Source organism: Streptomyces sp. NPDC001231, from assembly GCF_042896885.1.
Taxonomy (GTDB): domain Bacteria; phylum Actinomycetota; class Actinomycetes; order Streptomycetales; family Streptomycetaceae; genus Streptomyces.
The window spans coordinates 121239-144997 of record NZ_JBIAXS010000014.1; the positions used below are offsets into that span (position 1 = coordinate 121239).

Here is a 23759-nt window from a genome sequence, read left to right on the forward strand (position 1 = left end):
GGTGTTCCTCCCCGGCCGGGGCGGCGGTCCGTGCCCGCTCCCCCCAGAGGGGTGACGGATCGCCGGAGGGGTGGTCGGGTGGGGCGCCGTTCGGGCGTCAGAGCTTGTCGAGGTCCAGGACGTCCTTGTCGGCGGGCGGCACCGCCGGGACCGGCTTGCCGTAGTCCGTGAAGGAGATGTCCTCCGGCTGCTTCGCCGTGGTGTTCTCGATCCGCAGCAGGTACGGCTTGCCCTCGGTGGCGACGTAGAGGGTGTAGCGGTCCTTGCCCTCGGCCTCGGTGAGGGTGAACGCGGGGGTGCCGTCGACGGTCGTCGCCTCGCCCTTGCGGGCCGCCGAGCGGGTGTCGTCGAAGTCGGCGAGCAGCTTGTCGAGGTCGCAGAAGTCGGCCACGTCCTTGGCGTCGTCGCTGTCGGCGCCGGTCTTCACCCAGCGGTCGGCGAGCATGTCCACCACACCGTCGACCTCGGACTTGGACTGCCCCTTGCCCTCGGAGCGCAGGTACGCCTCGTCGAACTTCATGTAGACGGTGTCGTCGGTCCTGATGAGGCCGACCTCGCCCTCGCCGTACATGCCCAGGGTCCCGGCGCAGTGCCCCTCGCGGTCCAGGGCCAGGTCCAGTTCGATGGTGCCCTCGTCGTCGGGGACGCTGCCCTTCAGGGTGAGGGAGGTGGCGCTCCGGGTGGCCTTGAGCGCCCTGTCGACGATCTCCTGCCCGGACAGGTCGGCGAACGGGGCGCGTTCGGCCGTGGCGCCGGCGGATTGGTGTGCCTTGCCCTTGGCGTCGCCGCCCGCCGCGTCCGGCTTCTCGGAGCCGCACGCGGTGAGCGCGAGCGAGGCGGTGACGGCGGTCAGGCAGAGTGCGGCGGCGGTGTGACGCATGGGGGTCCCCTGAGGGTGTCGTGAGGTGGGTGAGGGGCTGCCCGTGCCGTGGTGATGGCACGGGCAGGGGGCGGTGGTGCGGCGGGGAGCGCCGGGGACCGGGGGTCCGGTGCGGTGCGGGGCACCGGGTGCGGGGCCCCGGTGCTGGAGGGGGAAGCAGGGGATGAAAGGGGCGCCGCGCGGGGCGCGGGCCTGGTCCGCCGGCTCTAGAAGTTGCCGTTGCCGAGCAGTTCGCCGTCGGCGTCGTAGATCGTGACGAGGCCGTTCTTGCTGTGCTTCCAGTCCGCGAAGGCGGAGGCGATCAGATTGGCGGGACCCGTTCCCTTGCCCATCAGGCCGCCGGTGAAGTCGGTGTGGACGTCGACGCTGTCGAGGATGTCGTTCTGCTCGTCGGCGCCCTGGACCTTGGTGACGTGGGCGACGGCCTCCTTCTCCTTCGCCGTGCCGTTCTTGTTCACGAAGGCCTTGAACTGGTCCGCCTGGGAGCCCTTGGCGGCATCGGACTTCTTGTCCTTGGCGCCGCCCTTGCCGGAGGTGCCGCCGCTGGCCCCGTCGGCCGCCGCCGAGCTGGACGAGCCGCTCTTGGAGTCGCCGGTGTCCGCGCTGCACGACACCGCGCCGATGATCGCGAGACCCACGGCTGCACTCAGCGCGAGCTTCGTCTTCATGCCCATGAGAAATCCCTCCCGAGGATGGCGGCCGACGATCCGGCGGCCGCTCGTTCCGATGGGTCAATCAGAGCAGGGTTTGTGAACCGAGTCAACATGACAATTCTCGTTTCTTCGATTCACCTCGTGAAGGGGGCTTTCGGGTGTCCTTGGGTATGCTCGACGCCACAGAGCCATCACGAGGGGAGCCGCGCGGGTGCAGGACAACGCCACTGAGGTGACCGCCGCCGGAATCGCACGCCTCGCGGGGGTCGGCCGAGCCGCCGTCAGCAACTGGCGCCGCCGCCACGCCGACTTCCCCCGGCCCGTCGGCGGCACCGAGGCGAGCCCCGCCTTCGCGCTCGCCGAGGTCGAGGAGTGGTTGCGCAAGCAGGGCAAACTCGCCGAGGTCCCGCTCCGCGAACGGGTCTGGCAGCAGCTCGCCGGGCACCCCGCCGGCCCCGTCACGGCCCTGGTCCACGCGGGCTGCGCCCTGCTCCTGATCCGCGACCGGCCCACCGAATGGCTGCAGCTGAGCGGCCTGACCGACGCGCGTATGGCGGAACTGCTGCCCGCCAAGCTCGCCAAGGCCCTGACCCGGCGGTTCGGTTCACAGACCGCTGTGAACACCGTGGGCGCCGCCCTCTCCTCCATCGACGCCGACCACAGTTCACAGGCGGATGTGAACACCGACGGCGCTCCCTCCGCCGCCGCACCAGGCTCCGGTCCGGTGGCGGCCCCCGCCGGCCACACCGGCCACGCGGCCCTGGCCCCGCCCGGCCCCGCCGAACTGGCCGCCTCCGTAACGTTGCTGCGGGGCGTCGGCGAACTCGCCGTCGAACTCGGCACCCGCCGCGCCTTCGAGTTCCTGCTCGGACGGCAACTCGACGCCAACCCACGCCAGTACACGCTCACTCCGGCCGGGCCCGCCGCCCTGATGGCCGAACTCGCCGGCCGGCCCCGTACGGTGCTCGACCCCGCCGCCGGCACCGGCGCCCTGCTCGGCGCGCTCGGCTCGCCGACCGCCGTGTACGTGCAGGACGCCGCCCCCGACCTGGCCGCCCTCACCGCGCTGCGGCTCGCCCTGAGCACCGACGCCGAGGTGCACGCGCGCGTCGGCGACACCTTGCGCGCCGACGCCTTCCCCGGCCTGGCCGTGGACGCGGTGCTGTGCCATCCCCCGTTCAACGAGCGCAACTGGGGCCATGACGAACTCGCCTACGACCCGCGCTGGGAGTACGGCTTCCCCGCCCGCACCGAGTCCGAGCTGGCCTGGGTCCAGCACGCCCTCGCCCACCTGCGCGACGGCGGCACCGCCGTCCTGCTGATGCCGCCCGCCGCCGCGTCCCGCCGCTCCGGCCGCCGCATCCGCGCCGACCTGCTGCGCCGCGGCGCCCTGCGCGCCGTGATCGCGCTGCCCGCCGGATCGGCGCCCCCGTACAACATCCCGCTGCACCTGTGGGTGCTGCGCCGCCCCACCGCCGGAGCCCAGCCCTCGACGCCCGAACTGCTGCTCGTGGACACGGCGGCCGCCGCCGACGGGCGCGCCCGCGGCGACTGGCATGACGTGCGCTCCGCCGTCCTCGACGCCTGGCGGCCCTTCGACCGCACCGGCAAGGCCGACGAGCAGCCGGGGCTCAGCCGCTGCGTACCGGTGATCGACCTCCTCGACGACGACGTCGACCTCGCCCCCGCCCGCCACCTGCCGCTCCCGGCCGACGGCGGAGCCGAGCGACTGGCCGACGTCGGCGCACGCCTGGGCGACACCCTGCGGCTCGCCGCCACCCTCGCCCCGCCGCCGCCCGCCACCGGGGAGCCACCGGCGCGCTGGCCGATGACCAGCGTCGGCGAACTCGCCCGCGCCGGCGCCCTGGTCCTGCGCACCTCCGGCAGCTCCGGTCCCACGGCGGCGTCACACCCCCGTACCCCGGCCGCCGGCCGTCCGGCCCGCGCGGGCGTCCCCGTCCTCACCGACCACGACGTCCTCGCCGCCGCCGCGCCGTCCGGGGTGCTGCCCGACGGGGAGCCGGCCGAGGACATCGTGCTCACCGAAGCCGGCGACGTCGTCGTGCCCGTCCTCGGCGGGGGACGCGTGGCCCGCGTCGTCGACGAGCGCACCGCCGGGGCCGCGCTCGGCCGCAACCTCACCCTGCTGCGCCCCGACCCGGCCGCGCTCGACCCGTGGTTCCTCGCCGGATTCCTGCGTGGCACCGCCAACAACCGCCAGGCCAGCAGCTACGCGTCCACCGCGACCCGGCTCGACGTGCGCAGGCTCCAACTCCCCCGGATCCCGCTGGAGCAGCAGCGGACCTACGGCGAACGGTTCCGCGGACTGGCAGCCTTCGAGGACGCGCTGCGAGTGGCCGGGCACCTCGGCGAGCAACTCGTGCGGGGCATGTACGACGGCCTGACCGACGGGACGGTCCCACCGGGCGGCTGACGGACCGGCGGCCGGCCCGGCCGAGCGGGCGGGCGGCAGGGCGGTGCGGCGGGACGGGGCGGCGGGACGGGGGACGGCAACGGTTCGGTACATCCCAAGCCGGTTGTCCGGGCGGACCGATACTCTCGGAACACGCTCGGAACACCCCCGGTTCCGCACCGTACGCAACGTCCCCGCAGGCGCCCCGCCAGGGCCTCGGCACTAGGAGCAGTCATGCACGGCCCCGGCTACGCGCCGCCGCAGCCTCCGCGCCCCTCGACCGCACTGGTGGTCGGGCTCAGGGTGCTGTTCGTGGCCCTCTCGGTGCTGAGCCTCGGCTTCCTGGCCTGGGGCACCATGCTGCGCGTCGCCTGCATGACCCGTGCCCGGCGCGACTGGGTCCTGTTCGCCCTGTCGCTCGTCCTCCTGTTCGTGGGGTGCGTGTTCGTCGGCGTCGACGGCACCGGCGAGGAGGGCGACCCGCAGACCTGGCGCAGCGATGTCGGTGTGGGGCTGCTCCTGCTGTCCGCGTTCGGCAGCGTCGGCTACTTCCTGTACCGGGACCTCCGTCACCAGGAGGCCCTCCTGGCCGGCCGGGTCGCCCCCAGTGCCACGGCCGCCACCGTCGTGTACGGCTACCCGCCGTCCCCCGCCCCGCAGAGCTACGGTCCGCCGCCCGCCCCGTACGGCCGGCCGGGGCCCGCGCCCTACTCCCCGCCGCAGCCGGGCCCTTACTCCCCGCCGCGGGCCGCCTCCTTCCCACCCGCGCCGAACCCGGCGCCCGCGCCCGCTCCCGCTCCCCACGCGGTGCCCCAGCAGCCGCAGCGCCCCGCGCCCGCCCGGATCGACCAGGTCCGCGCCGAACTGGACGAGTTGAGCGACTTCCTGCGCGGCCAGGACAACGGTCCCGGCCAGGGCGGGCAGTCCGGCCCCGGTGGGCGGTCCGGCCACGGCGGGCAGGCCGGACCGGGCGGAGCCCCGGGCACCGGGGACGCCGGGTTCACCACGAGCTGGGGCGCGGGGGACGGCCGGTGACCGCACGCGTCGTCGCCGGACGCTACGAACTGTCCACGCTCATCGGACAAGGCGGCATGGGCCAGGTCTGGACGGCCTACGACCAGAGGCTCGACCGCCGGGTCGCCGTCAAGCTGCTGCGCCCCGACAAGGTCGCGGGACCCCACAGCCACGACGCCGCCGAACTGCGCCGCCGCTTCGTCCGCGAGTGCCGCGTCACCGCGCAGGTAGACCACCCCGGCCTGGTCACCGTGCACGACGCGGGCAGCGAGGACGAGAACCTCTACCTCGTCATGCAGTACGTCGACGGCGCCGACCTCGCCGACCACCTCGCCGAACACGAGCCGTACCCCTGGCAGTGGGCGGTCGCCGTCGCCGCCCAGCTGTGCGCCGTGCTGTCCGCCGTGCACGCCGTACCGATCGTCCACCGGGACCTCAAACCGCGGAACGTGATGGTGAAGCCGGACGGCACCGTCACCGTCCTCGACCTCGGCGTCGCCTCCGTCCTCAACGCCGAGACCACCCGCCTCACGCGCACCGGCTCACCCATCGGCAGCCCCGCCTACATGGCCCCCGAACAGGCCATGGGCGGCGCCGTCGGCCCGTACACCGACCTGTACGCGCTCGGTGTGGTGCTGCACGAACTCCTCAGCGGGGACGTCCCGTTCGCCGCCTCCACCGCGGTCGGCGTGCTGCACCGCCACCTCCACGAGCCGCCGGTGCCCGTGCGCCGGCTGCGCCCCGAGATCCCCGACGCCCTCGAATCCCTGCTGCTGCGGCTGCTCGCCAAGGACCCCCAGCACCGCCCGGCCAGTGCCCAGGCGGTGTACGAGGACCTGCTGCCGCTGCTGCCCCCGCGCGGGCCGCACACCGGCGGCCCCCTCGATCCCACCCGCCCCTTCCTGCGCCCGCACGCCCCCTGGCCCGACCGCGCCGTCACCCCCGCGCCGCGCCCCGAACCGTCCACCACCGGGACCGGCGGCCACCACGATGTCGCCACCGCCGTCGACGAGGTCAAGCGGCTGCTCGGCGAGGGCCGTATCACGCAGGCCGTCGACATCCTCGGCGCGATCCTCCCGGCCGCCGCCGCCCAACACGGCGAGCACTCACCGGTGGTGCGCACCCTGCGCAAGCAGTACGCGGCCACGCTGATGGACGACGGCCAGTACCGGCGCGCCCTGCCCGAGCTGCGGCGCCTCGCCGACGAACGGGCCACCGAGGCGGGCGCCGCCGACCCGCAGTCCCTCCGGTTCCGCTACGACGCGGCGCAGTGCCTCGAACAGCTCGGCGAGCCGGCCGCGGCGCTCACCGAGTACCGGGCCCTGCTGCCCTACTTCGAGAACCGGTTCGCGGAGAACCCGTACACGGCCGCCGACCCCGACCTGCCCTTCGAGATCCGCCGCCGCATCGGGCACCTGCTGCTTGCCCTCGGCGACCGGACCGCCGCCCACGACACCCTGCTGCGCCTGCTGCACGACGCGGAACGCCGGCACGGACCCGTGCATCCCTTCCCGGCCGAGATCCAGCGCACCTTGCAGTGGCTGGGCCAGGTGCACGGCTGACCGGTGCGGTTCGGCGCGCGTACGGGGCCGAGGCTCAACGTCCGTACGCGGATGCGGATCAACGCCCGTACGGGGTGCGCTTCAGCGCCCGTAGGGGTAGCCGTACGTGCCCTGCGGCACCGTGGGCGAGGAAGGGGCCGCCCCGTACCCGGCCGCTGCCACCGCTTGCGGCATCCGCCGGTCGAACACGGCGAACAGCAGCATCCACGTCGCCGTCAGCAGGCACAGGATGATCACGCCGCCGAGCACCGCGGCGGCGTCGCTGTCGTCGGGCACGACGGACAGCCCCGGCATCACGGTGCACTCGTACAGGACGAACGCGGCGAAGGCGCCCCAGTCCGACCCGCGTCCGCGGCGGATCGCCACGTACAGGAACGGCACCCACACCAGCATGCCCAGCGAGCCCCAGACCAGGACGGACCAGGCGATCCGCTGGAACCAGCCGGCCTCCAGCCGCTTGTCCATCTCCACCCCCAAGCGCTCCGCCGCTCGGGGACGGAGTCGTCGCAGGGCAAGATTAGGCCACGGCGGGGGGTGTGAAGGCCGCTTGTGGACAACGGCCAGGGCGGCGGGAAGGGGCGAGGGGCGCAGGGGAGCGCGCGGGCTCAGGACGCCTCGCGCAGGGCGACGATCCGGGGCGTGAGCCTCCGCGTCGCAGGTGACACGTATGTTTTTTGCTGCGCCTTGAGTGATTCTTGTGCGCTGCGAGACGATCACATTTCAGGCCGGAGACCTTCCGTCGGTTAGCGTGCCTCCGCACACGCGCACAGCACGTACACGACAACAGGGGTGGGGATGGCCGAGCACCGGCAGTCGAAGAAGCGCAGGTACATCACGTGGGCGGCGGCGGGAGCCGTCGTCGTCGCCGGCGCCGGGATCGCGGCCCAGACCTCCATGGCGGCCACCGCCTGGCCCGCCCAGAAGACCTTCACCGGCCGTGCCTTCGACACCTGCTCGGCACCCTCGCTGAGCGCCATGAAGGCCTGGAACACCGGCTACTACGGCGCCGCGGCCGTCTACATCGGCGGCAAGAACCGCGGCTGCGCCCAGCCCAACCTCACCGCCTCCTGGGTGAAGTCGGTCAGCTCCATGGGCTGGAAGCTCATCCCGCTGTACGTCGGCGCCCAGCCGCCCTGCCAGAAGAGCGCCAACCCCGAGCGGCTCACCGCCGCCACGGCCGCCTCCCTCGGCACCAGCGACGCCAAGGACGCGGTGGCCAAGTCGGCGGCGCTCGGCATCAAGGCGGGCAGCCCGGTCTACCTCGACATGGAGCCGTACGACATCACCGACAAGGCGTGCAACGACGCCGTGCTCACCTACGTCCGCGCCTTCGACAAGGTGCTGCGCGACAAGACCTACCGCGCCGGCTACTACGGCTTCACAAGCTCCAGCGCCAAGGCCATCGCCACCGCGACCAACAAGACCGACCTGCCGGGCAACCTCTGGTACGCCCTCTGGGACGGCAAGGAGACCACCACCACCGACTGGCCCTGGGGCTCCAACCAGTTCACCGACCACAGCCGCGCCCACCAGTACATGGTCAACAGCAAGGAGACGCGCGGCGGCGTCACCATCACCGTCGACCGCGACTGGTGGGACGCTCCGGTCGCCATCACCGGCTGAACCGGAACCGGGCGGTGACGCCGGGCTTCCGCGTCGGCCGGCGTCCGCTCGGGCGGGTGTGGCGTGACGGCGCGCCGCCCGTCCGAGGGGACGGGGCGCGACGGTGCCCGAAGTCGTGGTGAATCGTTGGTCGAATGGGTTGGCCAGAGCCCGGCCGCTGCCTACCATCGATCATCGCAAGACTTTGTGCACCGCCGCACAATCTCCACAACGGGAGGTTTCCTTGCACCGCCGCCGTCGCACCGCGCTCGTCCTGTCCGCCACGATCCTCGCGGCGGCACCCCTGCTCACCGCCTGTGGAAGCGACGCGCGTCCGGGCGCGGCGGCCGTGATCGGAGGCCAGCGGATCACCCTCGGGCAGTTGCAGAGCCGGGTGAGCGAGGTGCGCGACGCGCAGCGGGCCGCGGTGGCCGACGAGGCGCAGTACCAGCAGGCCGTCGCCGCGACCGGCACCCTCACCCGGGACACGCTGCACCAGATGGTGCTCGACCGGGTGCTGGACCGCGCCGCCCAGAACGCCGGCCTCCGTGTCAGCCGCCGCGAGATCCAGCAGCTGCGCACCGGTCTCGAGCAGCAGGCGGGCGGCGCCAAGGCGCTCGAGGACACCTGGCTCCAGCGGTACGGGGTGCCGCCGCGGCGCCTCGACGACAACCTCCGCCTCCAGCTGGAGGCGCAGAAGCTCGCGGCCCATCTGCACACCGACGCCGGCCAGCCGGCCTTCTGGAAGGCGCTGTCCGAGGCCTCCGCCGAACTCCGGGTCGACCTCAACCCGCGCTACGGCACGTGGGACGTCGAGAAGAGCACCCTCGTGAACGCCAGGACGCCGTGGCTGCGGGACGTCTCCGCGGTGGACGCGAAGCAGTCGGCCTGACCGGACGCCGGACGGCCGGACCTGTGGACAACCGGACAACCGGGCCGGGGGGACGGCCCCCGGCCTGTGGACAACCAGGGGTGCCGTCGCGGGTGTGCGTTACGTTCGGACCGTGAACACCACCAGCACGACCACCTCCGCAGCGGCCTCGGGCCGGATCGTCCTGCTCACCACCAGTCACCGGGTCGCCCCCGGGCTGCTGTCCTGGCCCGCCTGGCAGGTGCTGCGGGCGGCCGACCGGGTGCTGTGCGCGGACGGTGCCCATCCGCAGCTGCCGTATCTGCGCGAGGCGGGCATAGCCGTGGACGAGGCGGCACCGAGCGCCGAGGAGCTGGTGGACGCGGGCGCCGGCGGCCGTACGGTCGTCGTCGTGGCCACCGGCGAGGGCGAACCCGCCCTGACCGACGGACTGGCCCGCCTGGCCGGCTCCGGCCGTGTGAACATGCCGGAGCTGGAGCTGCTGCCCGCCTCCTACGACCTGCCCGGCGCCCGCCTGCTCGACCTCGTCCAGGTCATGGACCGCATCCGCGCCGAGTGCCCCTGGTCGTCCCGGCAGACCCACAAGGGTCTGGCCAAGTACGGCATCGAGGAGGCGTACGAGCTGGTCGAGGCGATCGAGGACGGCGACCGCGAGGAGCTGCGCGAGGAACTGGGCGACGTCCTGCTCCAGGTGGTCTTCCACGCCCGTATCGCCGAGGAGGACCCCGAGGAGCCGTTCTCCATCGACGACGTGGCCGGCACCATCGTCGCCAAGCTGATCCACCGCCACCCGCATGTCTTCGGCGACGAGACCGCCACCACCCCGGAGGAGGTCAAGGAGCACTGGCTGCGCACCAAGGCGGAGGAGAAGCGGCGCACCTCCGTGACCGAGGGCGTCCCCCTCGGCCAGCCCGGCCTCGCCCTCGCCGCCAAGCTGGCCTCCCGGGTCCGCACGGCGGGTCTGGAGGTGCCCCTCCCGGCGAGGGAGGGCTTCGGATACGAGCTGCTGGCGCTGGCCGCCCGCGCCGAGGCGGAGGGCGTCGACCCGGAGGCGGCACTGCGTGCGGCGGCGCGCGCGTACCGGGACGCGATCGTGGAAACAGAAGGCGACCGAAGGCCCTGAGGCGCGCGGGCGGGGCGGCAGGGTGCCGGGGGCATCGCAGCCGGGGACGGGGAGTGCCATAGCGGCGGCAGGGGCGGAAGCCCTCGCACCGAACCTCCGACGCTAGGGTCAACCGTATGCACGACCAGCCACCCGCCCTGTTCACCTGGGAGTTCGCGAGCAACCCCTACCCGGCCTACGCCTGGCTCCGCGAGCACGCCCCCGTGCACAGGACCCGGCTGCCCAGCGGAGTGGAGGCCTGGCTGGTCACCCGGTACGCGGACGCCAGGCAGGCCCTGGCCGACCAGCGGCTGTCCAAGAACCCGGCGCACCACGCCGAGTCCGCGCACGCCAAGGGCAGGACCGGCATCCCCGGCGAGCGCAAGGCCGAGCTGATGACCCACCTGCTGAACATCGACCCGCCGGACCACACCCGGCTGCGCCGGCTGGTCAGCAAGGCGTTCACCCCGCGCCGCGTCGCCGAGTTCGCCCCACGTGTGCAGGAACTGGCCGACGGACTCATCGACGGGTTCGCCGAGCGTGGCACCGCCGACCTCATTCACGAGTTCGCCTTCCCGCTGCCCATCTACGCCATCTGCGACTTGCTCGGCGTCCCCCGCGAGGACCAGGACGACTTCCGGGACTGGGCGGGCATGATGATCCGCCACGGCAAGGGCCCGCGCGGCGGGGTCGCCCGCTCGGTGAAGAAGATGCGTGGCTATCTCGCGGACCTCATCCACCGCAAGCGCGAGGCGCTCCCGGCCGAGCCCGCCCCCGGCGAGGACCTCATCTCCGCGCTCATCCGCGCCTCCGACCACGGCGAGCACCTCACCGAGAACGAGGCCGCAGCCATGGCCTTCATCCTCCTGTTCGCCGGTTTCGAGACCACCGTCAACCTCATCGGCAACGGCACCTACGCCCTGCTCACCCACCCCGAACAGCGGGACCGGCTCCAGCGGTCCCTCGCCGAGGGGGACGGCGGCCTGCTGGAGACGGGAGTGGAGGAACTCCTGCGCTACGACGGGCCGGTGGAGCTGGCCACCTGGCGCTACGCCACCCGGCCGCTCACCATCGGCGGGCAGGACATCGCCGCAGGCGAGCCGGTCCTCGTCGTCCTCGCCGCCGCCGACCGGGACCCTGAGCGGTTCGCCGGCCCCGACGTCCTCGATCTCGGGCGGCGTGACAATCAACACCTCGGCTACGGACACGGCATCCACTACTGCCTCGGCGCACCGCTCGCCCGCCTGGAGGGCCAGACCGCGCTGGCCACCCTCCTCACCCGGCTCCCGGACCTGCAACTGGGCACGGATCCGGCCGACTTGCGCTGGCGCGGCGGGCTCATCATGCGCGGACTGCGGACGCTGCCGGTGCGGTTCACACCCGGTCGGTAAGTCGCGGGGAAGCCGGACAAGGCAGGAAAAGGCGCCTGCCGCCGCACCACGCCTACCCACTGACGGACACGAAGACGACAATGTTCAACGGTGTGATCTTCACGTGATCTGTGCGGCATGAACTTGTGACAAGCGATCGACAGCCGATACTTTCACCCATCAGCGTGGCGCCGAGTCTGCGGTCGCCACGCGGGTCACCGCTGTCGCACGAAAGGTCTCCGTATGCTCTCCGGGAACGGTCGTCACCGTCGGCCCCGTCAGGCTCCGGCCCTCCTCGTCGCAGCCGGAGTGACCGGATCCGCCATCGCCATCCCGCTGATCGGCGCCGGCGGCGCCAGCGCGGCCGACGGCAACGCGTGGGACAAGGTGGCCAAGTGCGAGAGTGGCGGCGCCTGGAGCGCCGACACCGGCAACGGCTACTACGGCGGCCTCCAGTTGACGCAGGACGACTGGGAGAAGTACGGCGGCCTCGACTACGCCTCGAGCGCCGACCAGGCCAGCCGGTCCCAGCAGATAGCCGTGGCCGAGAAGCTGCTCGCCGACAAGGGCCCCGGTGCCTGGCCGACGTGCGGGCTGCTCTCCGGGCTCAGCAAGAAGTCCGGGGCGGCGAAGGTCGACACCGGCGTGGGTGATTCGTCCGGAACCTCCAACTCCTCCGGAAAGTCCGTCACGGACGACCTCGGCCTGTCCGACTCGTCGCAGGAGTCGTCGAGTGACCCGTCCGGATCGTCGGACGTCGACCCCGGTTCGACCGATTCCTCCGGCTCGCCGGCCGCGTCCCCCACCACGTCCTCCCCTTCGCCGTCCTCGCCCGCCGAGAAGGGCAAGCCGGCCGAGTCCGACACGTCCTCCGATGTCGCGGCAGGCGGGTCCCAGTCGCCCGACGCCTCGCCCTCGATCACGCCGCAGCCGGGTGATACGGACAACTCGTGGCAGATCGGCGGCACTTCGGCCCTGGTCGACACCGGCGCGCTCGGCGGTGGGCGGCACCGCGGCGGCAGTGCCGTCGAGGATCCGGCCGACAGTCACGCGGCCGCCTCCTCCGGCCGTCACGCCTCCCGCGGCGGCTCCGCGCGCGCCGTCGTCGCCGACTCCTACACCGTCCGCGCCGGCGACTCGCTCGAGTCCATCGCCGACTCCCTTGACGTCCCGGGTGGATGGGACGCGCTGTATGCGGCGAACAGGGGGGCGATCGGGTCCGACCCGAATCACATCTCTGCCGGTCAGACCCTGAATGTCCCTACCGAAACGCCCCAAAAGTAGCGGAAGTTCACGTCACGCTTCGCACCGAATGTCCCATTCGGGGAAGTGTGGGATGAGTCTCAGAAGCCCTGATCGTCTTTGGAATTCGGCGGAGCGCGTGCCTACGGTCATGACCGCTCGTCACCGCGAGCCCCGGCTGCCGCAACGCCGAATCCTGCCAGCGGCCGCACGGGAACAGTCGTCGCGTCAAGCGCCGTGGGCAGGAGCGGGGGACCCAAGGTAAGTGCCGCGCCGGGCAGTTGACCGGAGCGGCTAGGGGTGGAGCCGTGCCTCGTGTACGAGGCACGGCCGGGCAACTCAACCGGCCCGAACCCGACAGCTCACCTCGCAGGCGTCGGTGAGGGGATCCATCCATGCTGTTCTCCAGCAAGGCCAAGCACCGTCGTACGTCCAGGACCACCCGTGTCATCGCGCTCGCCGGTGTCGCCGGTGCCGCGGTCGCCGCCCCGCTGATGGCGGTCGGCAACGCCTCCGCCGCCACCGCCTCCGAGTGGGACGCGGTCGCCCAGTGCGAGTCCGGCGGCAACTGGTCCATCAACACCGGCAACGGCTTCTACGGCGGCCTCCAGTTCACCAACTCCACCTGGGCCGGGTACGGCGGCACCGCCTACGCGTCGCGCGCCGACCTGGCCTCCAAGTCGCAGCAGATAGCCGTCGCCGAGAAGGTCCTCGCGGGCCAGGGCAAGGGCGCCTGGCCGGTCTGCGGCAAGGGCCTGTCCGGCGCCGCCTACACCGGCAGCGCCCCCTCGTCCTCGTCCTCGTCTTCGTCCTCGTCCTCGTCTTCGTCGTCGTCTTCCTCCTCGTCGTCGAGCGGCAGCTCCGCCAAGAGCACCACCACCCGCTCGACCGAGCAGCGGGCCGCCAGCCGCTCCGCGACGCGTCCCGCTCCGGGCAAGACCGTCACCACGCCCACCGGCAAGAAGGTCGAGAAGGGCGACGGCGAGTACAAGGTGCTCTCCGGCGACACCCTCAGCTCCATCGCCGCCGAGCACGGCGTCCAGGGCGGCTGGAAGAAGCTGTTCGAGCTGAACAAGGACATCGTCGACAACGCCGACCTCATCTACCCGGGCCAGCAGCTCCACCTGAAGTAAGGGCCCGTGCCGCCCTTCATGGGCCCCCGCCCCGGCGCGTTCCCCCCTACGCGCCGGGGCGGGTTTTTCGTCTCCCGGACGCCCGGCCGTTCCCGAACCTTCCCCTCCCCTTTGTTCCGAGCAGGAACAAAGGGTACCGTCACTCTGTCCACGAGGCGGTCGGTCGGCCGGTCGCCGCCCCGGGACGGTTAGGCTCTAGTCGCAAGGCTCACGCCCCGCACTTCCAGCGTCACATCCCAGAAGGAGATGCTCGTGCCGTCCATCGACGTCGTCGTAGCCCGGGAAATCCTGGACTCCCGAGGCAACCCCACGGTCGAGGTCGAGGTCGGCCTCGACGACGGCAGCACCGGTCGTGCCGCCGTCCCCTCCGGCGCCTCCACCGGTGCCTTCGAGGCCATCGAGCTCCGTGACGGCGACCCCAACCGCTACCAGGGCAAGGGCGTCGAGAAGGCCGTCCTCGCCGTGATCGAGCAGATCGGCCCGGAGCTCGTCGGTTACGACGCCACCGAGCAGCGCCTGATCGACCAGGCCATGTTCGACCTGGACGCCACCGACAACAAGGGCTCGCTGGGCGCCAACGCCATCCTCGGCGTCTCCCTCGCCGTCGCCCACGCCGCCTCCGAGGCCTCGGACCTCCCCCTCTTCCGCTACCTGGGCGGTCCGAACGCGCACCTGCTGCCGGTGCCGATGATGAACATCCTGAACGGCGGCTCGCACGCCGACTCCAACGTGGACATCCAGGAGTTCATGATCGCCCCGATCGGCGCGGAGTCCTTCTCCGAGGCCCTGCGCTGGGGCACCGAGGTCTACCACACGCTGAAGAAGGTCCTGAAGGGCAAGGGCCTGTCCACCGGCCTCGGCGACGAGGGCGGCTTCGCCCCGAACCTCGGCTCCAACCGCGAGGCCCTCGACCTCATCCTCGAGGCGATCAAGGAAGCCGGCTACGCCCCCGGCGAGCAGATCGCCCTCGCGCTCGACGTCGCCGCCTCCGAGTTCTACAAGGACGGCAAGTACGTCTTCGAGGGCAAGGAGCGCTCGGCGGCGGAGATGACCGAGTACTACGAGGAGCTGGTGGCCGCCTACCCGCTCGTCTCCATCGAGGACCCGCTGTTCGAGGACGACTGGGCCGGCTGGAAGGTCATCACCGACAAGCTCGGCGACAAGGTCCAGCTCGTCGGCGACGACCTGTTCGTCACCAACCCCGAGCGCCTCGCCCGCGGCATCGAGGACGGCGCCGCCAACGCGCTGCTCGTGAAGGTGAACCAGATCGGTTCTCTCACCGAGACCCTGGACGCCGTCGAGCTGGCCCAGCGCAGCGGCTTCAAGTGCATGATGTCCCACCGCTCCGGCGAGACCGAGGACGTCACGATCGCCGACCTGGCCGTCGCCACCAACTGCGGCCAGATCAAGACCGGCGCCCCGGCCCGCTCCGAGCGCGTCGCCAAGTACAACCAGCTGCTGCGCATCGAGGAGATCCTCGACGACGCCGCGGTGTACGCCGGCCGCTCGGCCTTCCCGCGCTTCAAGGGCTGAGCCGCTTCGAGGGCCGAGCCGCCCCGGAGGCTGAGCCGCGAAGCGTAAGGCTTCGCCAGTCGCACGTACGTCCCCGTACCCGGTCCCGTACCGTGTCCGGGGACGTACGCACGTGTGTGCACGGGCACGAACGGGAGGCGGGACGATGGCCGTCAAGGACCGGGACCGGTTCTCCACCACGACCAGGCTCAGGCTGCTCGGTGAGCAGACGGCGGCCCGTGTCTACCGTTCGCAGACCCGCCGCCAGGCCCGCCGTTCCCGTCTCACCGGCCGCGCGGCGCTGCTCGTGCTGGTGCTCTGCTCGATGGTGGTCGCCCTGGCCTACCCGATGCGGCAGTACGTCACCCAGCGCGCCGACATCGCCGACCTGCAACGGCAGAAGCGGCAGGCCCAGCAGCGGGTGGAACAACTGCGCGACCTCAAGGCACGCTGGCAGGACGACGCCTATGCCGAGCAGCAGATCCGGCGGCGGCTGCACTACGTGAAGCCCGGGGAGACCGGCTACGTCGTGGTCGACCCGGGCCCGGCCGAGCGGTCCCGCGCCGAGCGGGGGACGGCCCGCCGCCCCTGGTACGCCAACGTCTGGGACGGGGTCGACAAGTCCGACGCCTCCGACCAGTGAACTGACAGAGAGACATACGCAAGGCATGGAAACCCCACCGCCGCCCACCGAGCGCACCGAACCCACCGAGGCGGACGTCGAGGCCTTCAAGCAACAGCTCGGGCGGCCGCCGCGCGGGCTGCGCGCGATCGCGCACCGCTGCCCCTGCGGTCAGCCCGACGTCGTGGAGACGGCCCCGCGGCTGCCCGACGGCACGCCCTTCCCCACGCTGTACTACCTGACGTGCCCGCGCGCCGCCTCGGCCATCGGCACGCTGGAGGCCGACGGCGTGATGAAGGAGATGACGGAGCGGCTGGCCACCGACCCGGAGCTGGCGGCCGCGTACCGGGCCGCGCACGAGGACTACATCCGGCGCCGGGACGAGATCGAGAAGCTCACGGGCTTCCCCAGTGCGGGCGGCATGCCGGACCGGGTGAAGTGCCTGCACGTCCTGGTCGCCCACTCGCTGGCCGCCGGGCCGGGCGTGAACCCGCTCGGTGACGAGGCGATCGCGATGCTGCCCGAGTGGTGGCGCAAGGGCCCGTGCGTGACGCCCGCGGCGCCGTCGTCCGGCGAGGGGCGGCAGGCCGAGGCCTCCGAGGACGGCGGGTTCGTCGCCGGGCCCGTCGGGACCGAGGAGGACCGCGCATGACCCGGGTCGCCGCCGTCGACTGCGGTACGAACTCCATCCGGCTGCTGGTCGCGGACGCCGACCCGGCGACGGGTGAACTTCTCGAGCTGGACCGGCGCATGACCATCGTGCGGCTCGGCCAGGGCGTGGACCGCACCGGCCGGCTCGCCCCCGAGGCGCTGGAGCGGACCTTCGCGGCCTGCCGGGAGTACGCCGAGGCCATCAAGGAGCACGGCGCCGAGCGGCTGCGTTTCGTGGCCACCTCCGCCTCCCGGGACGCCGAGAACCGGGACGAGTTCGTGCGCGGGGTGATGGACATCCTCGGCGTCGAGCCCGAGGTGATCTCCGGTGACCAGGAGGCGGAGTTCTCCTTCACCGGTGCGACGAAGGAGCTGACGGGCCGTGCGGACCTCGCCCGGCCCTTCCTGGTGGTGGACATCGGCGGCGGCTCGACCGAGTTCGTCGTGGGCGACGACCACGTCCGCGCGGCGCGCTCGGTGGACGTGGGCTGCGTCCGTATGACGGAGCGTCACCTGGTGCGGGACGGGGTGGTCACGGACCCGCCGACCGAGGAGCAGATCGCCGCCATACGGGCCGACATCGAGGCCGCGCTCGACCTCGCCGAGGAAACGGTCCCGCTGCGCGAGGCGCACACCCTGGTGGGCCTGGCCGGCTCGGTGACGACGGTGTCGGCGATCGCGCAGGAGCTGCCCGCGTACGACTCGGCGGCCATCCACCACTCCCGCGTCTCCCGCGAGCGCGTCCGCGAGATCAGCGAACGCCTCCTGCACTCCACGCACGCCGAGCGCGCGGCGATCCCCTCCATGCACCCGGGCCGTGTCGACGTCATCGGCGCGGGCGCCCTGGTCCTGCTGGCGATCATGGAGCGCATCGGCGCGCGGGAGGTCGTCGTCAGCGAACACGACATCCTCGACGGCATCGCGTGGTCCGTGGCGTAGGCTCGTTTCCCCCTGGTTCTACTGGTCGGTAGCATCCGGCTGAGCAGTCCGGATACCGTGTGAGCGCACCCGGGGGGTCGCCGGACACCCCTCGGTGACGCTCCGCCAGGAAAACTTCGTGAAGTTCTTCACAAGGAATTCGGCCCTGTCAAGGGCCGAAAGGGCCTCCGGCGGCCTTTTCGGGGTCTCAGCAGGCAGAAAACCGTGCTCGGGTGAGCGTCGGGAGGCGGTTCCGGAAGGGCCGCTGGGCTCCTCCGGGGGGGACCTTTTTCGGTCAGAGGAGCAGCTCACGCGGCCTTGACAACGGTCCGAACCGGACGGCGGCCACCTGTGGCCGCCAGGGCCTGGCGAGCGGGGGGCGCGGAGTTTAGCACAGGGCCCGCCCAACCTTGTGAAGGGGCGCACGAGCGACCCCCCCGAGGCAGGTGGATACTCGATGCCATGAGCACCACGGAGCGTCCCAGGATCCTCGTAGTAGGCGGTGGGTACGTAGGCCTGTACGCAGCTCGGCGCATCCTCAAGAAGATGCGCTACGGAGAGGCGACCGTCACGGTCGTCGACCCCCGTTCGTACATGACCTACCAGCCCTTCCTCCCCGAAGCCGCAGCCGGCAGCATCTCCCCCCGGCACGTCGTCGTCCCGCTGCGACGCGTGCTGCCCAAGGCGGAGGTCCTCACCGGCCGGGTCACCACCATCGACCAGGACCGGAAGGTCGCCACGATCGCCCCGCTGGTCGGCGAGGCGTACGAGCTGCCCTTCGACTACCTCGTCATCGCGATGGGCGCGGTGTCCCGCACCTTCCCGATCCCGGGCCTGGCCGAGCAGGGCATCGGCATGAAGGGCATCGAGGAGTCCATCGGCCTGCGCAACCACGTCCTGGAGCAGCTCGACAAGGCCGACTCCACCACGGACGAGGAGATCCGCCGCAAGGCCCTCACCTTCGTCTTCATCGGCGGTGGCTTCGCCGGCGCCGAGACCATCGGTGAGGTCGAGGACATGGCCCGGGACGCGGCCAAGTACTACAACAACGTGTCCCGCGAGGACATGCGCTTCGTCCTCGTCGACGCCGCCGACAAGATCCTCCCCGAGGTCGGCCCGAAGCTCGGCCAGTACGGCAAGGAGCACCTCGAGGGCCGCGGTGTGGAGGTCTACCTCTCCACCTCCATGGAGTCCTGCGTCGACGGCCACGTGGTGCTCAAGAACGGCCTCGAGGTCGACTCCAACACGATCGTGTGGACCGCGGGCGTCAAGCCCAACCCGGCGCTGTCCCGCTTCGGTCTGCCGCTGGGCCCGCGCGGCCACGTGGACGCCCAGCCGACCCTCCAGGTGACCGGCACCGACTACATCTGGGCCGCCGGTGACAACGCCCAGGTTCCGGACCTCGTAGGCCGCAAGGCGGGCAACGAGAACGCCTGGTGCCCGCCGAACGCCCAGCACGCGCTGCGCCAGGCCAAGGTCCTCGGCGACAACGTGATCTCCCAGATGCGGGGCTTCCCGCAGAAGGACTACGAGCACGCCAACAAGGGCGCGGTCGCGGGTCTCGGCCTGCACAAGGGCGTCGCGATGATCGTCATGGGCAAGATGAAGATCAAGCTCAAGGGTCGCCTCGCCTGGTACATGCACCGCGGCTACCACGGCATGGCCATGCCGACCTGGAACCGCAAGATCCGCATCTTCGCCGACTGGACCCTCGCCATGTTCCTCAAGCGCGAGGTCGTCTCCCTCGGTGCCATGGAGAACCCCCGCGAGGAGTTCTACGAGGCCGCCAAGCCCGCGCCGGTGCCCGCCGCGAGCAAGACCGAGGAGAAGGCCAAGGCCTCCTGACCTTCAGGCCCCAGGTCTTCGGGCCCCCCGGTCCGACGAACGAACCGAAGGACCTCCCGCCATCCGTGGTGCGGGAGGTCCTTCGGCGTTCCGTCCGGCGTGACCCGGGGCCGTTGCGGTGGAACGGTGGTGTTTGCCCAGTCGTAACTCCATTGCGGGACTGCGCCCGGCGCGTCCCGGTGTTTACGTGGTGGATGACATTCCGGCGTTCGTCGTCATGGAGGTGTGCACCATGCCCGATGCCGCGCTGCGGCTCACACGACTCCTCGAACAGCTGCTGGGGTCCCCGCTTCCCCTGCGCATTCGCGCCTGGGACGGTTCAGAGGCGGGGCCGCCGGACGCACCGATGCTCGTCGTACACCATCGCCGGGCCCTGCGCCGGCTGTTGTTCAAGCCGGGCGAACTGGGCCTGGCCCGTGCCTGGGTGGCCGGCGACCTGACCGTCCAGGGCGACTTCTACGCCGCCCTGGAACTGCTCTCGGGCCTGATCTGGGAGCGGGACGAGGACGCCCGCGGCCTCGCCGCGACGCTGCGCGACCCGCAGGCCCGCGCCGCCGTCCGCGGGCTGGTGAAGCTGGCCGGCCCGCCGCTGCCGCCCGCCCCGCCCCGCGAGGAGGCCCGCAGGCGTCACGGCCACCTGCACACCCGGCGCAGCGACAAGAGCGCCATCAGCCACCACTACGACGTCGGCAACGACTTCTACGAGCTCGTCCTCGGCCCCTCCATGGTGTACTCCTGCGCCTACTGGCCGGCCCCCGAACCCCTCGCCACTCTCGAACAGGCCCAGCACGACAAGCTCGAACTGATCTCGCGCAAGCTGGACCTGAAGCCCGGTCAGCGGCTCCTCGACGTCGGCTGCGGCTGGGGGTCCATGGCCGTCCACGCGGCCCGCGAGCACGGCGTGGGCGTCGTCGGCGTCACCCTGTCCCAGGAACAGGCGGCGTACGCCCGCAAGCGCGTCGCCGACGAGGGGCTCACCGACCGGGTGGAGATCCGCGTCCAGGACTACCGGGACGTGCGGGACGGCCCCTACGACGCGATCTCCTCCATCGGCATGGCCGAACACGTCGGCGCCGCCCGCTACCTGGAGTACGCGCGTGAGCTGCACGCCCTGCTGAAGCCCGGCGGACGGCTGCTCAACCACCAGATCGGCCGCCGCCCGCAGCGGGACGAATCGTCGTACCGCGTGGACGAGTTCATCGACGCGTACGTCTTCCCGGACGGTGAGCTCGCACCCGTCGGCACCACCGTCACCCAGCTGGAGCGGGCCGGCTTCGAGGTGCGTGACGTGGAGTCGATCCGCGAGCACTACGCGCTCACCCTGCGCCGCTGGGTGGCCAACCTGGAGGCGGACTGGGTCCGGGCCACGAGGCTGACCAGTCCCGGCCGCGCCCGCGTCTGGCGCCTGTACATGGCGGCCTCCGCGCTCGCCTTCGAACGCAACCGCATCGGCGTCAACCAGGTGCTGGCCGTGCGGACCCCCGGATCCGGTGACTCGGGGATGCCGCTGCGGGCCCGCACCTGGGGCGCGCCCGCCGCCTAGTGCTGCGACCGGATAGGTTCACGGGCTCGCGACGCCCGGCACGGCTCCCCCAAGCTCTTCGAGCAGGGGGGACCCCCAGCCGCGTTGTCGCATCACCCGAGTACGTCCAGTACGAGGGTCATGCTCCGCCTTGCGATGTTCCCCCACTGCCTGAACGGCGTGGGAGGTGCCCCCAGCACCGGGCGCCGCGAGCTTCCCGGCAAACCTTTCCGGTCACAGCACGCGCGCACACGCCGAAGGGGCCCCTTCCGCCATGGAAGGGGCCCCTTCGGCACGGAGGCGCCGCTACTCGGACTTGATGGCCTGGAGCATGTTCAGCCGCGCCGCGCGCCGGGCCGGCCACAGCGCCGCCAGCACGCCGACCGCCGCCGCGAGCAGCAGGAAGACGGCCAGCCGCGACCAGGGCAGGACCAGTTCGTACGTCGACAGACTGGAGCCCAGCAGCTCACCGGCCGCCCAGCCGAAGAACACGCCGAGCCCGATGCCGAGGACGCCGCCGAACAGGGAGATCACCAGGGACTCCAGGCGGACCATCCGCTTGATGCCCTTGCGGTCCAGGCCGATCGCGCGGAGCATGCCGATCTCCTGGGAGCGCTCGAACACCGACATCGCCAGGGTGTTGATGACGCCGAGGACCGCGACGATCACCGCCATGGCGAGCAGGCCGTAGAGCAGGTTCAGCATCAGGGTGAATATCTGCGCGATGCCGTTGGAGATGTCCTTCTTGTCCTGGACCTTGATCGCCGGGTTGGAGCCGAGGGCCTTCACCAGTCGGTCCTTGGTCGCGTCGGACGCGCCGTCGGCGGTCTTGACCATGACCTGCATGTCGGTCGGGTCGGGCTGGTGCGGCGCGAGGGTGGCGTTGTCGAGCATGATCCCGCGGATCATCTCGTTGCCCTCGTAGACCCCGGCGACGGTCAGGCGCTGCTTCTTGCCGTCCTCGAAGGCGGCGGTGAAGACCGAACCGGCCTTCCAGTCGTGCGACTTGGCGGTCTTGGCGTCCACGACGACCTTCGTGCCGCCGACCGTGAAGGAGCCGTCGTCGACGCGGAGGTCGGTCAGCTTGCCGATCGCCTCCCCGTTCACCCCGGTCAGGAACTCGGTCCGGCCGTCGATGCGGGAGGGCGCGTTGCGCAGCGGGCTGGTGGCCGTCACGCCCTCGGCGGCGCGCAGCTTCCTGTCGACGTCCGGGGAGAGGAAGTTGCCGTTCGCCATCGACACCACGTAGTCGGCGCGGATCGCGGACGAGGCCATCTTGTCGATCGCGTGCTGGAGGCTGCCCGCCATCACCGTCATGCCGGTGATGAGGGTCAGGCCGATCATCAGCGCGGACGCGGTGGCCGCCGTACGGCGCGGGTTGCGCACCGAGTTCTGCCGGGCCAGCTTGCCGGAGACGCCGAAGGCGCGCAGAACGGGGGCCGCGGCGGCGATCAGCGGACGGGACAGCAGCGGGGTCAGGATGAACACGCCGATGATCAGCAGCACCGCGCCGAGACCCATGGGCGCCTGGGCGGCCTCGATGTCGTCCATCGAGGTGGCCACCAGGACCACGGCGACACCGGCGGCCGAGAACAGGGCACCGATGGTGTTGCGCAGCACCAGCGACTTGGTGGTCGCCTGCGCGTGCAGGCTGCTCATCGCCGCCACCGGCGGGATCTTGGCGGCCCGGCGGCCGGGCAGCCACGCGGCCAGCATGGTCACGAGGACGCCGACCGCGAGGGCGGCGGCCACGGTGCCGGGCGTGACGACCAGCGGCCCGTCGGGCACGGTGGCGCCCATCGAGCCCAGCAGGGACTTCAGCCCGGCGCCGATGCCGATGCCCGCGACCAGACCGGTCACGGCGGCCACCGCGCCCACCAGGAACGCCTCGATCAGCACGGACCGGGTGACCTGCCGACGGGAGGCGCCGACCGCGCGCAGCAGCGCCAGCTCCTTGGTGCGCTGGGCGACCAGCATGGTGAAGGTGTTGGCGATGATGAACGTACCGACGAACAGCGCGATGCCGGCGAAGACCAGCAGGCCCTGACGCAGTCCGCTCATCGAGTCCGAGATCATCCGCGCCTGGTCGTCGGCGAGTTGCTTGGCGGTGGTCGTCTCGGTCTTCCCCTTCGGCAGCACCCGGTCCAGCTGCGCCTTCAGCGCCGCCTGGCTGGTGCCGGCCTTCGCCCGCACGTCGATCTCGTCGTACGTGCCCGGCTTGCCGAACAGCTTCTGGGCGGTCGCCGTGTCGAACAGGGCGAGGCTGCCGCCGGCGGCGACGTTGCCGTCGTCGGTGGTGAAGACGCCGCTGACGGTGGGCGTCAGGACGGGGCCGTCGACGGAGACGCGGATGGTGTCGCCGACCTTGTACCCGGCGCGCCGGGCGGTCTCGGAGTCGATGAGGACCTGGCCCTCGCCGTGCGGGGCGGTGCCGGACTTCAGCGGGTAGCGGGGGTCGTTCGAGCCCCAGTAGTTCCCGCCCTGCGACTGGAAGCCGCCGCCGATCAGCTTGCCGTCCTTGTCGGCGATCGCGGTGAAGCCGTGCACGACGCCGATGGCGGAGCCGGCGCCGGGGACGCGGGCGCTCTCGTCCAGCAGCGCCTGGGTCAGCTCGGGCCGCCGGCCGACCTGGTCGCCCTTGCTCTGCTGGAACTTGGCCCGCACGGCCACGTCGACATGGTCGAAGCCCTTGGCGGAACTCTTCTGGAACGCGTTCGAGATGGTGTTGGTGAAGACCAGGGTCCCCGACACGAAGGCGACGCCGAGCATTACGGCGAGCACGGTCATGAGGAGCCGGGCCTTGTGCGCGAGTACGTTGCGCAAGGCTGTGCGGAACATGGGTTCGTC

Annotated in this window: 19 protein-coding genes and 1 riboswitch; of the genes, 15 read left to right on the forward strand and 4 right to left on the reverse strand. The window is 71.9% G+C overall.

What is annotated here, in order from left to right; translation table 11 throughout:
* Positions 1-97 precede the first annotated feature (97 nt).
* The gene (locus ACFY3J_RS18925) at positions 98-880 is read right to left on the reverse strand and encodes a hypothetical protein (protein ID WP_390841300.1); all 783 of its coding nucleotides are present in this window, start codon (positions 878-880) and stop codon (positions 98-100) included.
* A 206-nt stretch (positions 881-1086) separates the two neighbouring features.
* Positions 1087-1554 carry a hypothetical protein gene (locus tag ACFY3J_RS18930; protein ID WP_384179048.1) on the reverse strand — a complete coding sequence of 156 codons (468 nt, stop codon included), beginning with the start codon at positions 1552-1554 and terminating at the stop codon, positions 1087-1089.
* 190 nt (positions 1555-1744) lie between these two features.
* Here ACFY3J_RS18930 and ACFY3J_RS18935 point away from each other — a divergent pair, with 190 nt between their 5' ends.
* From ACFY3J_RS18935 to ACFY3J_RS18945, 3 genes are all read left to right on the forward strand, one after another.
* Positions 1745-3967 carry an N-6 DNA methylase gene (locus tag ACFY3J_RS18935; RefSeq protein WP_390841301.1) on the forward strand — a complete coding sequence of 741 codons (2223 nt, stop codon included), beginning with the start codon at positions 1745-1747 and terminating at the stop codon, positions 3965-3967.
* Positions 3968-4180: 213 nt separating this feature from the next.
* Positions 4181-4981, forward strand: coding sequence for a hypothetical protein (locus ACFY3J_RS18940; RefSeq protein ID WP_390841302.1), 801 nt, complete (start codon positions 4181-4183; stop codon positions 4979-4981).
* On the forward strand, positions 4978-6522 hold the full coding sequence (locus tag ACFY3J_RS18945) for a protein kinase (protein WP_390841303.1): 1545 nt from the start codon (positions 4978-4980) through the stop codon (positions 6520-6522). The genes ACFY3J_RS18940 and ACFY3J_RS18945 overlap by 4 nt, the downstream gene beginning before the upstream one ends.
* A gap of 81 nt (positions 6523-6603) precedes the next feature.
* Here ACFY3J_RS18945 and ACFY3J_RS18950 read toward each other — a convergent pair whose 3' ends face one another.
* Positions 6604-6987, reverse strand: a complete 384-nt coding sequence (locus ACFY3J_RS18950; RefSeq protein WP_384179192.1) for a hypothetical protein — start codon at positions 6985-6987, stop codon at positions 6604-6606.
* A 330-nt stretch (positions 6988-7317) separates the two neighbouring features.
* On the opposite strand from ACFY3J_RS18950, the gene ACFY3J_RS18955 reads away from it, so the two are divergent.
* The 12 genes from ACFY3J_RS18955 (at position 7318) to ACFY3J_RS19010 (ending at position 20933) form a co-directional block, all read left to right on the forward strand.
* Positions 7318-8145, forward strand: coding sequence for a glycoside hydrolase domain-containing protein (locus tag ACFY3J_RS18955; protein ID WP_141360401.1), 828 nt, complete (start codon positions 7318-7320; stop codon positions 8143-8145).
* Between the two features lie 223 nt (positions 8146-8368).
* Positions 8369-9016 carry a SurA N-terminal domain-containing protein gene (locus tag ACFY3J_RS18960; RefSeq protein ID WP_384179057.1) on the forward strand — a complete coding sequence of 216 codons (648 nt, stop codon included), beginning with the start codon at positions 8369-8371 and terminating at the stop codon, positions 9014-9016.
* A gap of 112 nt (positions 9017-9128) precedes the next feature.
* Entirely contained in the window at positions 9129-10118 is a 990-nt protein-coding gene (locus ACFY3J_RS18965) for a nucleoside triphosphate pyrophosphohydrolase (RefSeq protein WP_384179059.1), read from the forward strand.
* Positions 10119-10234: 116 nt separating this feature from the next.
* Positions 10235-11488: a cytochrome P450 gene (locus tag ACFY3J_RS18970; protein ID WP_384179061.1), complete on the forward strand. Its 1254-nt coding sequence runs from the start codon at positions 10235-10237 to the stop codon at positions 11486-11488.
* A 222-nt stretch (positions 11489-11710) separates the two neighbouring features.
* Positions 11711-12751: a transglycosylase family protein gene (locus tag ACFY3J_RS18975; protein ID WP_390841304.1), complete on the forward strand. Its 1041-nt coding sequence runs from the start codon at positions 11711-11713 to the stop codon at positions 12749-12751.
* A gap of 181 nt (positions 12752-12932) precedes the next feature.
* A riboswitch (cyclic di-AMP (ydaO/yuaA leader) is annotated at positions 12933-13100 on the forward strand.
* 4 nt (positions 13101-13104) lie between these two features.
* The gene (locus tag ACFY3J_RS18980; RefSeq protein WP_390841305.1) at positions 13105-13842 is read left to right on the forward strand and encodes a transglycosylase family protein; all 738 of its coding nucleotides are present in this window, start codon (positions 13105-13107) and stop codon (positions 13840-13842) included.
* 246 nt (positions 13843-14088) lie between these two features.
* The gene (gene eno / locus ACFY3J_RS18985) at positions 14089-15375 is read left to right on the forward strand and encodes a phosphopyruvate hydratase (protein WP_141360407.1); all 1287 of its coding nucleotides are present in this window, start codon (positions 14089-14091) and stop codon (positions 15373-15375) included.
* 145 nt (positions 15376-15520) lie between these two features.
* Positions 15521-15997 carry a septum formation initiator family protein gene (locus tag ACFY3J_RS18990; protein ID WP_384179067.1) on the forward strand — a complete coding sequence of 159 codons (477 nt, stop codon included), beginning with the start codon at positions 15521-15523 and terminating at the stop codon, positions 15995-15997.
* 25 nt (positions 15998-16022) lie between these two features.
* Positions 16023-16628: a DUF501 domain-containing protein gene (locus ACFY3J_RS18995; protein WP_384179069.1), complete on the forward strand. Its 606-nt coding sequence runs from the start codon at positions 16023-16025 to the stop codon at positions 16626-16628.
* Complete coding sequence (locus ACFY3J_RS19000) at positions 16625-17566, forward strand: exopolyphosphatase (RefSeq protein WP_376607139.1); 942 nt, start codon at positions 16625-16627, stop codon at positions 17564-17566. The genes ACFY3J_RS18995 and ACFY3J_RS19000 overlap by 4 nt, the downstream gene beginning before the upstream one ends.
* A 441-nt stretch (positions 17567-18007) precedes the next feature.
* Positions 18008-19390 carry an NAD(P)/FAD-dependent oxidoreductase gene (locus tag ACFY3J_RS19005; RefSeq protein ID WP_384179071.1) on the forward strand — a complete coding sequence of 461 codons (1383 nt, stop codon included), beginning with the start codon at positions 18008-18010 and terminating at the stop codon, positions 19388-19390.
* Between the two features lie 232 nt (positions 19391-19622).
* A complete protein-coding gene (locus ACFY3J_RS19010; RefSeq protein ID WP_384179194.1) occupies positions 19623-20933 on the forward strand; it encodes a class I SAM-dependent methyltransferase in 1311 nt (436 codons plus the stop codon).
* A 285-nt stretch (positions 20934-21218) separates the two neighbouring features.
* Here the strand turns inward: ACFY3J_RS19010 and ACFY3J_RS19015 are convergent, their stop codons facing one another.
* The gene (locus tag ACFY3J_RS19015) at positions 21219-23750 is read right to left on the reverse strand and encodes an ABC transporter permease (RefSeq protein ID WP_384179074.1); all 2532 of its coding nucleotides are present in this window, start codon (positions 23748-23750) and stop codon (positions 21219-21221) included.
* Positions 23751-23759 lie beyond the last annotated feature (9 nt).

Excerpts from the sequence above, each read along its gene's own strand:
- ACFY3J_RS18940 (WP_390841302.1), top strand. The coding sequence starts at position 4,181 with ATGCACGGCCCCGGCTACGCGCCGCCGCAGCCTCCGCGCCCCTCGACC.
- ACFY3J_RS18990 (WP_384179067.1), top strand. The coding sequence starts at position 15,521 with ATGGCCGTCAAGGACCGGGACCGGTTCTCCACCACGACCAGGCTCAGG.
- ACFY3J_RS18950 (WP_384179192.1), bottom strand. The coding sequence starts at position 6,987 with ATGGACAAGCGGCTGGAGGCCGGCTGGTTCCAGCGGATCGCCTGGTCC.
- ACFY3J_RS18970 (WP_384179061.1), top strand. The coding sequence starts at position 10,235 with ATGCACGACCAGCCACCCGCCCTGTTCACCTGGGAGTTCGCGAGCAAC.
- ACFY3J_RS18930 (WP_384179048.1), bottom strand. The coding sequence starts at position 1,554 with ATGGGCATGAAGACGAAGCTCGCGCTGAGTGCAGCCGTGGGTCTCGCG.
- ACFY3J_RS18975 (WP_390841304.1), top strand. The coding sequence starts at position 11,711 with ATGCTCTCCGGGAACGGTCGTCACCGTCGGCCCCGTCAGGCTCCGGCC.
- ACFY3J_RS18925 (WP_390841300.1), bottom strand. The coding sequence starts at position 880 with ATGCGTCACACCGCCGCCGCACTCTGCCTGACCGCCGTCACCGCCTCG.
- ACFY3J_RS18955 (WP_141360401.1), top strand. The coding sequence starts at position 7,318 with ATGGCCGAGCACCGGCAGTCGAAGAAGCGCAGGTACATCACGTGGGCG.
- eno (WP_141360407.1), top strand. The coding sequence starts at position 14,089 with ATGCTCGTGCCGTCCATCGACGTCGTCGTAGCCCGGGAAATCCTGGAC.
- ACFY3J_RS18995 (WP_384179069.1), top strand. The coding sequence starts at position 16,023 with ATGGAAACCCCACCGCCGCCCACCGAGCGCACCGAACCCACCGAGGCG.
- ACFY3J_RS19010 (WP_384179194.1), top strand. The coding sequence starts at position 19,623 with ATGCCCGATGCCGCGCTGCGGCTCACACGACTCCTCGAACAGCTGCTG.
- ACFY3J_RS19015 (WP_384179074.1), bottom strand. The coding sequence starts at position 23,750 with ATGTTCCGCACAGCCTTGCGCAACGTACTCGCGCACAAGGCCCGGCTC.
- ACFY3J_RS19005 (WP_384179071.1), top strand. The coding sequence starts at position 18,008 with ATGAGCACCACGGAGCGTCCCAGGATCCTCGTAGTAGGCGGTGGGTAC.
- ACFY3J_RS18980 (WP_390841305.1), top strand. The coding sequence starts at position 13,105 with ATGCTGTTCTCCAGCAAGGCCAAGCACCGTCGTACGTCCAGGACCACC.
- ACFY3J_RS19000 (WP_376607139.1), top strand. The coding sequence starts at position 16,625 with ATGACCCGGGTCGCCGCCGTCGACTGCGGTACGAACTCCATCCGGCTG.